Here is a 14,341-nt window from a genome sequence, read left to right as displayed (position 1 = left end):
CGGGGGCTCGCCGTGCCGCGGGGCGCTCACGCCGAGTCGCGGACCACCAGCTCCGGGTCGAAGAGCACGGCCGCCGGGTCCGCCGCGGCCGCTCCGGCCACGCGGTCCAGGAGGAGGCGGACCATCTCCGCCGCCATCTCCTCCACCGGCTGACGGACCGTCGTCAGCCGGGGACGCGCCGCCACCGCCGCGCCGGAGTCGTCGAAGCCGACCACCGCCACGTCCTCGGGGATCCGCCGGCCGTGTTCGCGCAGCACCAGGCAGGCACCCTGGGCCATCAGGTCGTTCGCCGCGAACACTCCGTCCAGGTCCGGGTGTTCGGCGAGGAGGGCGCGCATCGCCTGCTCGCCGCCGTCCAGCGTGAAGTCCGCCTCGGCCACCCGTACCGGCGTTCCGGCCAGCGCCTCCCGGAAGCCCTCCACCCGGTCCCGGCTCGCCGGGACGTCCGCCGGGCCGCCGATCGCGGCCAGCTGCCGGCAGCCCCGGGCGAGGAGGTGCCGCGCGGCCAGCGCCCCGCCCTCGCGGTGGCGCAGGTCGACCCAGTCCAGCGGGATCTCCGGTGCCGGACGGGCGAAGAGCACCGCGGGCAGCCCGGCCCGCGCGAGCAGGCCGGGCAGCGGGTCGCGGCCGTCGGTGGTGACGAGCAGGGCTCCGTCCGCACCGCCCTGGCTGAGGTACGCGACCACCTGCGCGCGGTCCGCCTCCCCGTCGGCGAACAGCAGCACCGGATGCACGCCGCGCGGGCGCAGGGCCCGTACGACCCCGCTCACCACCCGCCCGAAGAAGGGGTCCTGGAACACCCGGCCGGTGTCCGCCCCCGCGCCCGAGACCACCAGCGCCACCGCGCCGGAGCGGCGGGTCACCAGGGAGCGGGCCGCGCGGTTCGGCACGTATCCGGTCGCGGCGACAGCCTGCTGGACCGCCTGCTGGATGGCGGGGTCCACATTGCGGACCCCGTTCACCACCCGGGACACCGTGGCCCGGGACACACCGGCGGCCCGGGCCACGTCCTCCAGGGTCGGGGCCGTTCCGGTACCGGCGGCCGTCCCGGTGCCGGTACCGGTGGCCGTGCTCGCTGCGTCCATATCGGCACTGTAGCCGCCCACCCTCAGCGCCCGACCGCCCCCCGGAGCTGCCGCGATCTCAGCCGGTTCGCCCGACGCGGACCGGGTGGGCCGCCTGAAAGGCCAGGCGGGCGTCTGCCCCTTCCGCGATCCCGGCGAGCAGCGGGTCGAGTGCGAGGTAGACCTCCCAGCGCTCGGCCCCTGGCGGGGAGGCCCGTAGCAGACGGTCGATGAGCAGGTCCTCCAGGCCTGCGACCCGCTTGCCCTTCCACACCTTGTCGGCAGTGCTGACCAGCAGCTCCTCAAGGCTCACCGCCGGGTCCTCCCAGGCGCCGTGGGTGGCGGCAAAGCGGGCCTGATCCGGGGTGAACCCGTGCGCGAGGAGCAGCTCCCGCCCCGCCGGCTCGTGCGCCGACCCCGGGCCTTCGAGTTCGGCCGTGTGCACGACCTTGCCGATGTCGTGCGTGGCCGCGCCGAAGAGCACGGCCTCGCGGTCGAAGGTCAGCTCCGGGCAGGACCGGGCGAACCAGTCCGTCAGTGCGTACGCCACGTCGTGCACGAGCCGCAGGTGCGCCGCCAGCCGGGGCGGCGCCGCCAACTCGCGCAGCAGCGCGGCCACGGCCTCCGGGAGCGGGCGCAGCGGCGGGTCGGCCGGGGCGTCGAGCGCGCGGGCGAGGGGGTCGGATCGGAGCATCCGACCAGGCTAGCCCGGGGGCTATGGCTGCTCGCCCCGCCTCACTCGTACTCCGTGCCCCCCTTGCGCGTCAGGTACGCCGGGCTGATCGCCTTCGCTATGGCCCGGCCTCCGAGGACGGGGCTGTGGCGCTCCGTCGCGGGACGGATGACTACGCCCTCGCGCAGGTGCACGGCCCGGCCGGACACCGTTTCCCGGCCGCTCGCCCGCTCCAGGACCTTGTCGAGGTCGTACGGGCCTTCGTACAGGCGGGGCGCCAGGGGGAGTCCGGACTCCTTGAGGACCTCCGCCGGGTCCAGCCAGTGCACCTGGCCGTCGATCTCGGCCGAGACGTCGAAGACGGCGTACCCCGGGGGCGCGTCGGCCGTGCTTCGTACGTCGGTTCCGTACGCCAGGTCCTGGACGCCCTTGCCGTACACCTCGCCGAAGATCCCGACCCGGGTCGCCCCGAGCCGTTCCGCCAGCCGGGCCGCGGCCTCGGGCACCCCGTGGCCGCGTACGGCCCGCCAGTAGAGGTTGCGCTCGTCCTCCCGCAGGGCCAGCCCCCGGGATCCGAAGCCCTTCGACGAGACCAGGACCCGACCGTCTTCGGCCAGATGGGTCAACAGGCAGGCGGTGCCGTGCAGTTTCTCGGTGAGGACGACCCGCTCGCCGGGCTCGAAGATGTCCGGGTAGCGCTGGATGTTCTCGATGTCCACCCACGGGAGCAGCTCGGGGGCCGACTCCACGTCGCCGCTCATGATCGTCGGGACGGGCGGGACCCATTTGAGGACGCCGAGCAGTCCGGCGAAGTCCGTGCCCTCCTCGGCCGCCCGCGCGAGGTCCACGCCGTGCAGGGCGCGCGGCAGGCAGACGAGGCCCTGGGACAGTTCGCCGCGCAGCCGAACGGCCTTGACGCGGTCGGCGGCGGAGCCGGCCAGGCGGCCGGTCAGTCCGAGTTCCTCGATCAGCTCGGCGGGGAGGACGGACTGTTCGGGGATGTAGAGCGCGAAGTCGCCCGTCCGGTAGGCGTCTTTGGCCACGACTGCCCGGTAGAGGCCGACCTGCGCCAGTTCCAGCGCGTCGGCGTTCGGGTGCGGATGGACTACGAGCTCTTCGGCGGTGACCCGCAGGGTCGACATCGGGGTGCTCCTCGGTAGGGCGGATCGGTGGGGCGGATCGGTAGGCGGAATCGGCCGGAGCCGCCGCTCCGACAGCACTCTGCGGTACGCCATTTCCGCTGGTCCAGCACATATCCCGGTGTTACTCTGCGGCGATCCCAGGTGTGGGCACGACACGGGGTAATGCGTCACACAGGAGGCTCACATGTCACGTCGACCGGTCACCATCGTCACCGGAGGCAGTCGCGGAATCGGCGCCGCCACCTGCGTCCGGCTCGCCGCCGACGGGCACGATCTCGTCCTCGGCTACCTCCACGACGACGCGGCCGCCGAGGCCACCGCCGAGCGGGTGCGGGAGGCCGGCGCCCGATGCGTGACCGTACGCGGCGACACCTCCGAGGAGTGCGGCGTGGAGCGGCTCTTCGACATCGCCGGAGCCGAGTTCGGTGCGGTGACCGGACTGGTCAACAACGCCGGAGTCACCGGCACCCCGGGCCGGCTCGCCGACATCCAGGTCGAGGACCTGCGCCGCGTGCTCGACGTCAACCTCCTCGGGTACCTGCTCTGCTGCCGCCGCGCCGCCCGGGACATGGCCGAGTCCGGCGGCGGAGCCATCGTCAACGTCTCCTCCGCGGCCGCCACCCTCGGCAGCCCCGGCCGCTACGTCCACTACGCCGCCACCAAGGCCGCCACCGACACCCTGACCCTGGGCCTCGCGAAGGAGCTGGGCCCGGACGGGATCCGGGTCAACGCCGTGGCCCCCGGCATCATCGACACCGACATGCACGCCGCCATGGGCGACCCCGACCGCCCGGCGCTCGCGGCCGCCGAGATCCCCCTCCGACGGGCCGGCCAGCCGGTGGAGGTCGCCGCGGCCATCGCCTGGCTGCTGTCCGCGGACGCCGCGTACACGACGGGTACGGTGCTGCGCGTCGCCGGCGGCCGCTGAACGGTCACCGGCGCCGGGGCCGGCGGGAAGGTCACCGACCCGCACCGCCGGACAGCCGGTCGTCAGCACCACCACTACAGCCAGCCGGTAGCGCCCACCACTTCGCGCGCGATGTCGACCACGGAACGCCCGTCGGTCGCCACCCGCACCGCGTCCGGGGGCATCCGCTCCTCCAGGATCCGCGCCTTGCGGGCGCTGCTCTCCAGCTCGCTCTCCAGCTCCGAGCCCCGTTCCCGACCGGTCAGCCGCTCGCGGACGGTGGCGTCGGAGGCGGTGAGCACGACCCGCACGATCCTGACGTCCGTCCCCATGGCCCGCCGGAACATGCCCTCGCGCTCGGCCAGCACGCTCACCGTGTGCGTGTAGATCAAGCGCCGGTACCCGAGCTCGGCGTAGTTGGACCACAGCGCCGTCAGATTGCGTTCGGCGATCCCCTCTCGGCCGGGGTCGCCCTCCGGAGCGGGATGCGCCTGCCCCATGAAGTCGCCTTCGATGACGCAGTGGCCGACCGTCGCGGCGCGCAGCCGGGCCGAAACCTCCCAGCCCACGGTCGTCTTGCCGACCCCCGCGCGCCCTCCGATGAGCAATATCTCCGCCTGATCCATGACCGCACCCTGCCACCGCGCACGCGCACCGCACGAACCGGCCCCAGGGGTCGAGGACGGGCCGGTGTCCCGGTGTCAGTCCTCGGTCGCGAAGGCCGCGCGGGTGGCCGGGCCGTAGACCCCCGGCGGGTCGCCCTTGATGCTCCTGTTCTGCTGGAGCTGGAGGACGCCGCGCCGGGTCTGCTCGTCGTAGACGCCGGTGACGGAGACGTACGTGAAACCCTGCCCGTGGAGCCGTTCCTGCAGGGCCCGCACCTCGGCCCCGCGGTCCCCGGGGCCCAGGGTGCCGTCCCCGCCCCCGCCGGGCGTCGGGCGGGTGCCCGTCGGGCCCGTGGGCCCCGGGTCCCGGCTCGTGCTCGGCGACGGGCCGGAGGAGGGCCGGTCCGTGGCCTGCGGAGCCGTCGCGGAGGGGGTTCCGGGCGCGGGCGCGCCGCCGGACCCCCCGGTCGGCGAGGGCTCCTCGCCCGCCCCCGGGCTGCGCGCGGGGAGGACCGGCACGGACAGGTTCGGCGCGATCACGGCGCGCGGCGGCTCCCGGTCGGGGCCGCGCAGGAGGAACGCGAGGGCTCCCGCCGCCCCGAGTCCGAGCAGGGCGAGTCCCACGAGCGGGAGCCGACTGCCCCGCCGGTCGGCGGCCGGGGCCTCGGGGGGTCCGGTCCGCCGGGCGGGCGGAGCGGAGTCCGGCCCGGGCACGTGCGCAGACCCGGGCACGGGCGGGGCCCCGATCAGGCGCGGGCCCCCGGGCTCCTCGGCCGGCGGCCCGAAGTGCGTCGGTACGAAGATCCGCCCGGATTCCTCGGGCCAGGCCGGCGAGGGAGACCCGGGCAGCGGGTCCGAGGGAGCTACGTAGGGGCGTACGAGCAAGCGATCGTCGTCGGGCACGATCCCACTCTCATAGGGGTCAGGGGACACGGGTGTCTCCCGGCGGGTACGGGGGCCGGCGCGGCGGTGCGGTGTCGGCCCCCGCACCCGGCCGGTCAGGTCCTGCGCCGCCGGGCGGCAGGACCGTTCCGGCTGCCGGCGCCGGCGGCCGGAACAGGGGCGGGTCGGTCCGGGTGGTGATGTCCGACCGGCGCACTCTTTCTCCAGGACATGCCCCGGGTCAAGCCGGATGTCCGATCCGCACCATCCGCCCCGTCCTGGCATGACCTCTTCATCGGAACCCGCACCGCCCGGAGCGGCTCCTCTGCCGGGCCGGCCGGCTGACCGTCCGGATTGCGGACGGTCAACTCCTGCTCGGAGGCCCGGTGCTGGTCCGCCGCCGGACTATCGCCGGTCGGCCGGTGAGGCGTCGCGGGCCTCGGCGGGGCCGCCTCCGGTACCGGTGCCGCCTCCTGCGGACACCGCGGACGCCGCGACCGCCCGTCCGGCCCTGCGGGACGTGGAGGTGACCCGGACCGTGACGGCCGCCAGGGCCATCAGGACGGCCCCGGCCAGGGGGGCGGCGGGCACCGAGATCCCGTCGACCGCGAGACCGCCGGACAGCGCACCCGCGGCGATGGCCAGGTTGAACATCGCCACCATCAGCGAGGAGGCGGCCTCCGCGTCCTGCGGTGCGGCCTTGATCATCCAGCTCTGGAGGCTGACCGAGACCCCGCCGTACACCAGCCCCCAGGCCAGCAGCAGCACGGTCCCGGCGAGCGCTCCCGGCACCGTGGCGATCAGCGCCAGGATCACCGTGAGGGAGGCCCCGACCGTGAACAGGGTCCGGTACGGATCGCGCGCTCCCGCCAGGAAGTTGCCGGCCACGCCCGCGACTCCGTACCCGAGGAGGAGGGTGCTCACGTAGGCGGCGTTCACCCCGGACACCTCCTGCAGGATCGGCCGTACGAACGTGTACGCGGCGAACTGCCCCGTGACCAGCAGGAAGGTGACGACCACCCCGGCCCGGACGGCGCGGTTGCGCCGCAGCAGGGCGGGGAGCTGGGCGAAGGTGATGGTCCGGGTCGGCGGCAGCGGCGGGAGCAGCAGGAGCAGTGCGGCCAGGGTGAGCAGCCCGAGCCCGCCCACGGCCGCGAAGGCGAAGCGCCAGCCGCCGAGTTCGCCGAGCAGGGTCCCGGCGGGGACCCCGAGCACCGAGGCCGTCGGGACCCCGCCGAAGACGAGCGCGGTGGCCCGGCCCACGTGGTGCGCGGGGACGAGGCGGACGGCGAGGCCGCCGGCTATGGCCCAGAACCCTCCGACGCTGACGCCCACGAGCAGCCGGGCGGCCAGCAGCACGCCGAAGCCCGGAGCGAGGGCCGCGACCAGGTTGGCCACGGCCATCAGGGCGATCAGCACCACCAGCACCCACCGCCGGTCCAGCCGGCCGGCGCCCACGGTGACGAGGGGCGCGCAGAAGCCCGCCACCAGCCCCGGCACCGTGACCATCAGCCCGGCGGTGCCGTCGGAGACACCGAGATCGGCGCCCACGGGGGTGAGCAGGCCGACGGGCAGCAACTCGGAGGTGATGAGGCAGAAGATCCCGAGCGCCACCGCCCCCACCGCCCCCCATCCCCGCCACCCGGCGGCAGGGGGTCGCCCGGGGACGAGGGCGGGATCCGGATCGGGATCGGGCTCGGGATCGGAGCTCAGCGGATGCTTCGGCTCCGGGACATCGGGTTCGTTGCCGGGCGCGGGGGCTGCGTTCATGGGGCGGAACTCCATACGGGCAGACAGACAGACGGGCGGGCACACAGGGCGGCCCACCGGAGCGATCCCGCCGCACGGGCGGGCCCGGTCCGGGGAGCCGGCACGGCAACGCGGAGCACCGGGGGTCGCGCCTCCCCCGGGATCCGTACTGCCGTTCCCCTCCGAACCTTGTCGGGATTCCTCCGTCAGGTCCACCCCCGTCCACGTGCGCGTTCTCCCGGACCGGTGAACCTTCCTGCGCGGCAGGAACGATCACGGTGAGCCAGGAGGACCGTTTCAGCAGCCTCCGCGGCGCCCGCCCCGGCCCCCTCGGCCCTCCCCCTTGCTCCCCCGCCCGCGGCCGCCCGCCCGCGGACGGGAACCGGCCCGTCCGCCCGTGCTGCATGGTGGTGCGATGCGGTTGCTCCGGGCCCTGCCCCTCTCCCTCGTCGCCCTCCTCGCAAGCACCGGCTGCGTGTCGGTCGGAGGCCCGCGGGACGGCGGCGCGCCCGCGCGTGATGCCGTACCCCCCGTCGACGCGCCGGATCTGAGCCGGCCCGACGCCGTGTCCCCCGCAGCCGATCCGGCCGGGCGCCCCGCTGAGCCGCTGCCCCTCGGCGAACTCCCGGCGGAGGCCGCCCCCGCCCGGGCCGCCACCGACCGGGACAGCGGCCGCGAACCGTCCCGGCGCGCCGCCAAGGCCCCCCGCCCGACGGCCGAACGGCGCGCGAAGCCAGCCGCGCCGCGCCGCGCACACCCGCCGAGGAGCACCGCCGACCGGCCCGACCGCCCCGCGCGGGATCCCGTACCGCCGCTGCCCCGTGCGGACGAGTTCTGCTCGGCCGCGGAAGGCGCCCTGCCGCCGTCCATCGTCGATCTCTGCATCCGCCAGGCCACCGGCCGCTGACCGGGCCCTCCGACCCGACCCGCCCCTCCGACCCGAGCCGCTGACCTGGCCCGATGGCCGAATACTCTGGGCACGCTTGACTCTCACACCGTGTCAGGGCCTGCACTGGAAGGCGTCATGTTCACCATCGGAGACTTCGCCAAGCACGGCCGGGTATCGGTCCGCATGCTGCGTCACTACGACGCCCTCGGACTGCTGCACCCGGCCCGTGTCGACCCCGCCAGCGGCTACCGCTACTACGAGGCCGGGCAGCTCGCCCGCCTCAACCGTGTCATCGCGCTCAAGGAGCTCGGCTTCAGCCTGGAACAGGTGGGGTCGATACTCGACGAGCTGGTGGGCGCGGAGGAGCTGCGCGGCATGCTGCGGCTGCGGCAGGCGGAACTGGAATCGGCCATGGCCGCTGCGGCGGCCCGGCTGGCCCAGGTCGAGACGAGGCTCCGGATCATCGAGAACGAGGGATCCATGTCTTCCATCGACATCGTCGTCAAGAGCCTTCCGCCCGTCCGCCTCGCCGAGTTGAGCGGGGTCGCGGCCAGCTACCAGGGGCAGGACATCGGCCCGGTCATCGGCCCGCTCTACGACGAGCTGTTCAGCCGTGCCGCGGCCGCCGGTGTCACGCCGGCGGGCCCCGGCGTGGCGTACTACGAGGACGCCGGCGACCCGGCGCGGCCCGGTGCCGTCCTGGTCCACGCCGGAGTGACGGTGGCGGCGGACGTCCGGGCCGAGGACCTCGGGGGCGAGGTGCGCATCGTCGTGCTGCCCGCCGTCGAGCGGGCGGCGACGGTCGTGCACCGGGGTTCGATGGACTCCATCCTGCCGGCCGAGCAGGCCCTGGCCCAGTGGATCGACGCCAACGGGGAGCGCTCCGGCGGCTATGCCCGCGAGGTGTCCCTGGCCTGCCCGGAGGACCGCGACGAGTGGGTCACCGAACTCCAGGAACCGCTCGGCGCCTGAGGACGGCCCATATCCCCGCGCGGGCCCGGGCTGGGCCCGGCTAGTCTCCGCTGATGCAACGCGTACTCGTGGTCGGCATCAGCGGAGCCGGCAAGTCCACCCTGGCCCGGGAGCTGGGACTGCTGCGCGACCTCCCGTACCACGAGGTGGACGCCCTGCACTTCTCCGGGCCGGGGTGGGCCGTCAGCCCGTCCTACGCGGCGGACCTGGCCGGGATCGCGGAGGGCGAGCGGTGGATCCTCGACTCCCACGGGCCCGAGGCCGCGCGGGAGCGGCTGTGGCGGCGGGCCGACACCGTGGTGTGGCTGGACCAGCCGCGCCGTACCGTCATGCGCCGGGTGCTGCTGCGCTCCCTGCGGCGGAGCCTGCTGCGGGAGCGGCTGTTCGGCGGCAACCGGGAGCGGTGGCGGGAGTGGCTGCGCGCCGACCATCCCGCGTGGTGGGCCTGGTCCCAGTACGGAGCCCGGCGCGCGGAGATCGGCCGGCTGGCCGCGGACGCGCGGTACGCCCCGCTGCGGGTGGTCCGGCTGCGCTCCGCGAAGGCCGCCGGAGCCTGGCTGCGGAGTCAGCGACCGGTCGGCCGGCCGCTCCTCCCCTGAGGACGCACGGCTCCGCGCCGGACCGTGCGCAGCCGGCGGATCGTGGCGTGCCCGCGGCGGCGCCACTCCGCCCGCGGCAGGCCGGCGCGCTGGCCGCCGCCGGTGATCAGGGCGTTGACCGGTGCGTGCGGGTCCGCGGCGAGCCCCTTCGCCACCAGGACCCCGACCACGAGCGGGACCAGGGCCACGGCCAGCGCGGAGCCGGCGGTGGTCATGTGCTGCTGCATGCGCGGGCGGCTCGCGGCGGGTGCGGTGGCCGTGGCGATGCCGGTCTCGGAGGTCATGCCCCCATTCGATCAGCGGAGGCCGTCCCGGGAATCGGGCCGCATACTCAGGCCGTTGGGTGTGAGGTACTCAGAAACGGGCCGGCCCGGGCCCGTACCGGACGAGGGGACGGCCGTACGTGAACACACCCGGTCAGGGCTTCGAACCGGCGACCGGCGACGGCCCCGAGCCCTCGGCGGCCGGACGCGCGGCGGAGCTCCGTACCGCCTACGAAGGCCTGCTCCAGATCCGCCGCCTCGTCAACGGCCCGGCAGGCACCGGAGTTCCCGCCCCGTGGGAACTCCGCCTGATGCCACGCGCGGTGGCCCTCGCCCTGGAGGCGGCGGGCATCCCGCCGTCGGCGCGGAACCAGCAAACCCCCGACGGACCGCGCACCCGAACCGGGTACCGGGTCGCCCCCGCACCCTCCGGCGAGAACCGCGTCGAGGTGACCTGGCTCGGCCCGCCGGGCAGCGGCGCGGCCGAGGAGGAACAGGAACGCCTCACGGCCTGCGCGGCCACCCTCGAACACCTCGGCTGGACCTGCCTCCTGTACCGCGGCCCCCGCCACCGCCGCTTCCTGGAGGTCGAACCGCCCCCGACCCCCTGAGCCCTCGGGGAAAGCACACCGACCCGGTGCTCAGCGGTACCGGCCGGCCAGTTCGGTCACCGTGTTCGCGAGGGCCTTGCGCAGGGCCGGCGGGGCGAGGACCTCGGCCTCCGTGCCGAGGCGGAGGAGGTCGCCGACGGCCACCGGTTCGGACTCCACGGCGAGTTCCACGGCCACCCAGCCGTCCGCGTCCGGCGGGCCCGCGGTGGTGAGGGCGCGGACGCCCGCCGCTCCGAACAGCATCGGCAGCAGGCGGCGGGCGCGCGGGGAGAGCCGTACGACGGCGGTCTGCCGGCGGGTGGCCGCCTCCAGGCGGCGGGCGGACTCCTCCCAGTACGCGGCGAGGTCGAACCCCTCGGGGCGTTCGAAGCGCTCGCCCGGGGTGTCCACGGCGAGGAACCGCCCCACACGGTACGTCCGCACGGCGGCGGCCGTGTCCTCCGCCGCCCCGGGCTCCGCCGCGCGGGCCGCCAAGTACCAGATGCCGCCCTTGAGGACGAGGCCGAGCGGCCACAGCACCCGGTGGACGGCTCCGCTCCAGCGGCGGTAGTGGGTGTGCAGGATCCGCTGCTCCCACACCGCCTCGGCGATCTGCGCGAGGTGCGGCACGGGGTCGGCGTCGCGGAACCAGGCGGGCGCGTCGAGGTGGAAGCGCTGCTGGATCCGGCGGGACCGGTCGGCGAGTTCGGCCGGGAGGGCGGCCTGCAGTTTCAGCTGGGCGGCGGCGAGGTCCGCGCCGAGGCCGAGGTCGCGGGCGGGGCCCGGGGCTCCGGCGAGGAACAGGGAGCCCGCCTGGACATCGGTGAGACCGGTCAGCCGGGTCCGGTAGCCGTCGACCAGCCGGAACCCGCCCGCGGGCCCGCGGTCCGCGTGGACGGGGATCCCGGAGGCGCCCAGCGCCTCGACGTCCCGGTACACGGTGCGGACGGAGACCTCCAGCTCGGCGGCGAGCTCGGGGGCGGTCATCCGGCCGCGGTTCTGGAGCAGCAGGAGGAGGGAGAGGAGCCGGTCGGCGCGCATGCGGTCATTGTCCGGCATACCTGACAGGAGGTGGCAGGTATGCCCACCAGGCTGTGGACGGACGGGCCGCCGCCGGCCCGCAGGACCACACCAGGAGGCCCCCGTGCCCACGACCGCCCGCACGACCGCACCCACCGCACCCACCGCCAACGGTTTCACCTTCAAGGACTGGGAGGAGCACCCGGTCGGCCCGGAAGGCGTCTTCCCCCGCCTGGCCCGCGCCACGGTCACCAACGCCTTCACCGGCGCCCTCACCGCCCCCGCCACGGCCTGCGCCTACACCGTGGCCTACACGGGCGAGAGCACCGGCACCTTCACCGGCCTGGAGCTGGTCACCGGTACCGTCGACGGCCGCGAAGGCGCCTTCGTCCTGGAGGAACACGGCACCTTCGACGCCACCGGCACCCACTGCCGCTTCACCGTGCTCCCCGGCTCGGGCACCGGTGGCCTGACCGGTCTCGGCGGCTCCGGCTCCTTCGCCCACCGCTACGGCGACACCTCGGTGGAGTACACCTTCGACTACGCCTTCGACGACACGTCCACCCCCTCGGACCGGTCCGCGTAGCGCAGCAGCCGCAGCGCGTTGGCGACGACCACGAGGGTGGAGCCCTCGTGGACCAGGACCGCCGGGCCGATGCCGAGGCCCAGGGCGGTGGCCGGGACGAGCACCGCCACGATGCCGAGGCTCAGCCAGAGGTTCTGGCGGATGATGCGGCTCGCGCGACGGCTGAGGCCGGTGATGAAGGGGAGCCGGCGCAGGTCGTCGGACATCAGGGCGATGTCCGCCGTCTCCAGGGCCACGGCCGACCCGGCCGCGCCCATCGCCACGCCGACCGTGGCGCCGGCCATGGCCGGGGCATCGTTCACTCCGTCACCGATCATCGCCGTACGGTCCCTGCGGCGCAGCCGGGTCACCTCGGCGACCTTGTCCTCGGGCAGCAGGCCGCCCCGGACCTCGTCCATGCCGACCGCGCGGCCCACCGCGTCGGCCACCCGCTGGTCGTCGCCGGACAGCATCACGGTCCGCCGCACCCCGAGCCCGCGCAGGGCGGCCACCGCCGCGGCGGCCTCGGGGCGCGGGGCGTCCATCAGCCCGAGCGTGCCGAGCCAGCGGTCGCCCCGGCGTACCAGCATGGTGGTGCGGCCGGTCCGGGCGAGTTCCTCCGTACGGTCGCGGAGCCCGGCCGGTACGGGCGGACCCGCGAGGGAGTCGGCGTAGGCCAGGCTGCCGATGTGGACGGCCTCCCCTTCGAGCTCGGCGACGATGCCGCGGCCGATGACGGCCCGCAGGTTCCCCGCTTCGGATGTGGAGGGGACGGCCCCGGACGGGGCCGGCTGCTGCCCCTCCAGGAGGCCCGTGCCGTCGCGGACCACGGCCTGCGCGAGCGGGTGGTCACTGAGGCGCTGCGCAGCGACGGCGGTGCGCAGGAGCTCCTCGCGCCCGGCGGGGTGGACGGGCTCGATCTCGGTGAGGCGGGGCCGGCCCTCGGTCAGGGTGCCGGTCTTGTCGAAGGCGATGGTCCGCAGCCGGCCGAACTCCTCCAGCGGCGCCCCGCCCTTGACCAGGACTCCCCCGCGCGCCGCCCGGCCCACCGCGCTGAGTACGGCGGCCGGGGTGGCGATGGCCAGGGCGCACGGGCTGGCGGCGACGAGGACGGCCATGGCGCGGTAGAAGGTGTCGGCGAAGGGCTCGCCGGTGAGCGCGCCGACGGCGAGCAGCACGGCAACGAGCACGAGGACACCGGGTACGAAGAACTTCGTGAACCGCTCGGTGAACCGCTGGGTCGGCGAGGTGCGCTGATCGGCGTCCTGGACCAGCTTGACGACCCTGGCCAGGGTGTTGTCCCCGGCGAGCCGGGTGACGGCGATGTCGAGGGCGCCGGAGCCGTTGACCGTGCCGGCGTAGACGCGGCTGTCCGGACCGGCCGCGCCCGGGTCGGCGAGGGCCGCGGCCCGGTCGGCGACGGGGATCTTGCCGACGGGGACGCTCTCGCCGGTGATGGGCGACTGGTCCACGCTGCTGGTGCCGGCGGCGACGAATCCGTCGGCCGGGACCCGGGTGTGGGGGCGGACGACGACGGTGTCGCCGACGACCAGCTCCTCGACCGGGACCTCCACCGGCGCCCCCGCACCGCGGCGCACCAGGGCGGTACGGGGGGCCAGCTCGCCGAGGGCTTCGATGGAGCGGCGGGCCCGGCCCATGGCGTAGCCCTCGAGGGCGTGGCCGAGGCTGAACAGGACGAGCAGGACGGCCCCCTCCTCCCAGCGCCCGATCGCGGCGGCGCCGGCGGCGGCGACGAGCATGAGGAAGTCGACCTGGAAGCGGCCGGCGCGTACGGCGACGAGGGCCTCGCGGAGGGTGAAGAACCCGCCGAAGGCGTACGCCGCGATGAAGAGGGACTGCGGGACGGGGCCTCCGTGGCCGGTGAGCTGGAGGGTGAGGCCCGTGAGGTAGGCGGCGAGGGCGAGCAGGGCGCTGACCAGCTCCGCGCGCTCGCCCAGGAATCCGTGGCGGTGGGTGGTCACACCACCGCTCGTGGTCGCGTTCTCGGTCTCAGTCATGACATCAACATATCAGCATGTTGAAATATATGAACCTGGAGATGCCCTGATCTAAAGTGGCCGGCATGGAACCGGAACCGCCCACCGACCCGGAAACGCTCACCGAAGCGGACGCCGCGGCCGTGGCCGAGGTCCTGCAGGGCCTGGCCTCCCCGGCCCGGATCCGCATCCTCGCCCGCCTGCTGCACGCCCCCTGCTCGGTCGGCGAGCTGGCCGAGGCGCTCGACCTCGGCCAGCCCACCGTCTCGAACCACCTGCGGCTCCTGCGCCACCTCGACCTGGTGAGCGGCCGCCGCGACGGGCGCAGCGTGATCTACGAACTCCACGACGCGCACGTCGCCGCCCTGCTGCGCCAGGTCCTGGCACACGTCCACCACGGCGGCCGGGCGTAGGAGCCACAGCG

General features: G+C 75.2%; 16 protein-coding genes. 7 read left to right on the top strand and 9 right to left on the bottom strand.

What is annotated here, in order from left to right:
• Positions 1 to 26 precede the first annotated feature (26 nt).
• From NLX94_RS06130 to NLX94_RS06120, 3 genes are read right to left on the bottom strand one after another with little or no spacing between them, the layout of a single operon-like run.
• Positions 27 to 1,085, bottom strand: coding sequence for a LacI family DNA-binding transcriptional regulator (locus NLX94_RS06130; protein WP_254381561.1), 1,059 nt, complete (start codon positions 1,083 to 1,085; stop codon positions 27 to 29).
• A 58-nt stretch (positions 1,086 to 1,143) separates the two neighbouring features.
• On the bottom strand, positions 1,144 to 1,758 hold the full coding sequence (locus NLX94_RS06125; protein ID WP_254381560.1) for an HD domain-containing protein: 615 nt from the start codon (positions 1,756 to 1,758) through the stop codon (positions 1,144 to 1,146).
• Positions 1,759 to 1,799: 41 nt separating this feature from the next.
• A complete protein-coding gene (locus NLX94_RS06120; protein ID WP_254381559.1) occupies positions 1,800 to 2,879 on the bottom strand; it encodes an RNA ligase (ATP) in 1,080 nt (359 codons plus the stop codon).
• Between the two features lie 184 nt (positions 2,880 to 3,063).
• On the opposite strand from NLX94_RS06120, the gene NLX94_RS06115 reads away from it, so the two are divergent.
• Entirely contained in the window at positions 3,064 to 3,807 is a 744-nt protein-coding gene (locus NLX94_RS06115; protein WP_254381558.1) for an SDR family NAD(P)-dependent oxidoreductase, read from the top strand.
• A gap of 74 nt (positions 3,808 to 3,881) precedes the next feature.
• On the opposite strand, the gene NLX94_RS06110 is transcribed toward NLX94_RS06115, so the two are convergent.
• From NLX94_RS06110 to NLX94_RS06100, 3 genes are all read right to left on the bottom strand, one after another.
• A complete protein-coding gene (locus tag NLX94_RS06110) occupies positions 3,882 to 4,412 on the bottom strand; it encodes an AAA family ATPase (protein ID WP_254381557.1) in 531 nt (176 codons plus the stop codon).
• 75 nt (positions 4,413 to 4,487) lie between these two features.
• Complete coding sequence (locus tag NLX94_RS38830; protein WP_308402385.1) at positions 4,488 to 5,294, bottom strand: peptidoglycan-binding protein; 807 nt, start codon at positions 5,292 to 5,294, stop codon at positions 4,488 to 4,490.
• A gap of 384 nt (positions 5,295 to 5,678) precedes the next feature.
• A complete protein-coding gene (locus NLX94_RS06100; RefSeq protein ID WP_254381555.1) occupies positions 5,679 to 7,043 on the bottom strand; it encodes an MFS transporter in 1,365 nt (454 codons plus the stop codon).
• Between the two features lie 394 nt (positions 7,044 to 7,437).
• Between NLX94_RS06100 and NLX94_RS06095 the strand changes: the two genes are divergently transcribed.
• The 3 genes from NLX94_RS06095 to NLX94_RS06085 all read left to right on the top strand — a co-directional run bounded on the left by NLX94_RS06095 (position 7,438) and on the right by NLX94_RS06085 (position 9,482).
• Positions 7,438 to 7,929 carry a hypothetical protein gene (locus NLX94_RS06095; protein ID WP_254381554.1) on the top strand — a complete coding sequence of 164 codons (492 nt, stop codon included), beginning with the start codon at positions 7,438 to 7,440 and terminating at the stop codon, positions 7,927 to 7,929.
• Positions 7,930 to 8,046: 117 nt separating this feature from the next.
• Complete coding sequence (locus tag NLX94_RS06090) at positions 8,047 to 8,883, top strand: MerR family transcriptional regulator (protein WP_254381553.1); 837 nt, start codon at positions 8,047 to 8,049, stop codon at positions 8,881 to 8,883.
• A gap of 53 nt (positions 8,884 to 8,936) precedes the next feature.
• Positions 8,937 to 9,482, top strand: a complete 546-nt coding sequence (locus tag NLX94_RS06085; protein ID WP_254381552.1) for an adenylate kinase — start codon at positions 8,937 to 8,939, stop codon at positions 9,480 to 9,482.
• Here NLX94_RS06085 and NLX94_RS06080 read toward each other — a convergent pair.
• A complete protein-coding gene (locus NLX94_RS06080; RefSeq protein WP_254381551.1) occupies positions 9,449 to 9,766 on the bottom strand; it encodes a hypothetical protein in 318 nt (105 codons plus the stop codon). The genes NLX94_RS06085 and NLX94_RS06080 overlap by 34 nt on opposite strands.
• Before the next feature lie 119 nt (positions 9,767 to 9,885).
• Here NLX94_RS06080 and NLX94_RS06075 point away from each other — a divergent pair, with 119 nt between their 5' ends.
• Positions 9,886 to 10,356, top strand: a complete 471-nt coding sequence (locus NLX94_RS06075; RefSeq protein ID WP_254381550.1) for a hypothetical protein — start codon at positions 9,886 to 9,888, stop codon at positions 10,354 to 10,356.
• A gap of 30 nt (positions 10,357 to 10,386) precedes the next feature.
• Here the strand turns inward: NLX94_RS06075 and NLX94_RS06070 are convergent, their stop codons facing one another.
• Entirely contained in the window at positions 10,387 to 11,376 is a 990-nt protein-coding gene (locus tag NLX94_RS06070) for a YafY family protein (RefSeq protein ID WP_254381549.1), read from the bottom strand.
• Between the two features lie 103 nt (positions 11,377 to 11,479).
• Between NLX94_RS06070 and NLX94_RS06065 the strand changes: the two genes are divergently transcribed.
• Entirely contained in the window at positions 11,480 to 11,941 is a 462-nt protein-coding gene (locus tag NLX94_RS06065; RefSeq protein ID WP_254381548.1) for a DUF3224 domain-containing protein, read from the top strand.
• On the opposite strand, the gene NLX94_RS06060 is transcribed toward NLX94_RS06065, so the two are convergent.
• Complete coding sequence (locus NLX94_RS06060; RefSeq protein WP_254381547.1) at positions 11,896 to 13,938, bottom strand: heavy metal translocating P-type ATPase; 2,043 nt, start codon at positions 13,936 to 13,938, stop codon at positions 11,896 to 11,898. The genes NLX94_RS06065 and NLX94_RS06060 overlap by 46 nt on opposite strands.
• A gap of 65 nt (positions 13,939 to 14,003) precedes the next feature.
• Here NLX94_RS06060 and NLX94_RS06055 point away from each other — a divergent pair, with 65 nt between their 5' ends.
• Positions 14,004 to 14,330 (top strand): helix-turn-helix transcriptional regulator, encoded by a 327-nt coding sequence (locus NLX94_RS06055; RefSeq protein ID WP_254381546.1) that lies wholly within the window; start codon positions 14,004 to 14,006, stop codon positions 14,328 to 14,330.
• Positions 14,331 to 14,341: the final 11 nt, after the last annotated feature.

The organism is Streptomyces sp. TBY4 (assembly GCF_024213195.1).
Classification (GTDB): Bacteria; Actinomycetota; Actinomycetes; order Streptomycetales; family Streptomycetaceae; genus Streptomyces.
Note: the sequence above shows the minus strand (reverse complement) of the source record. Positions and strands in the feature narration are given on the sequence as shown.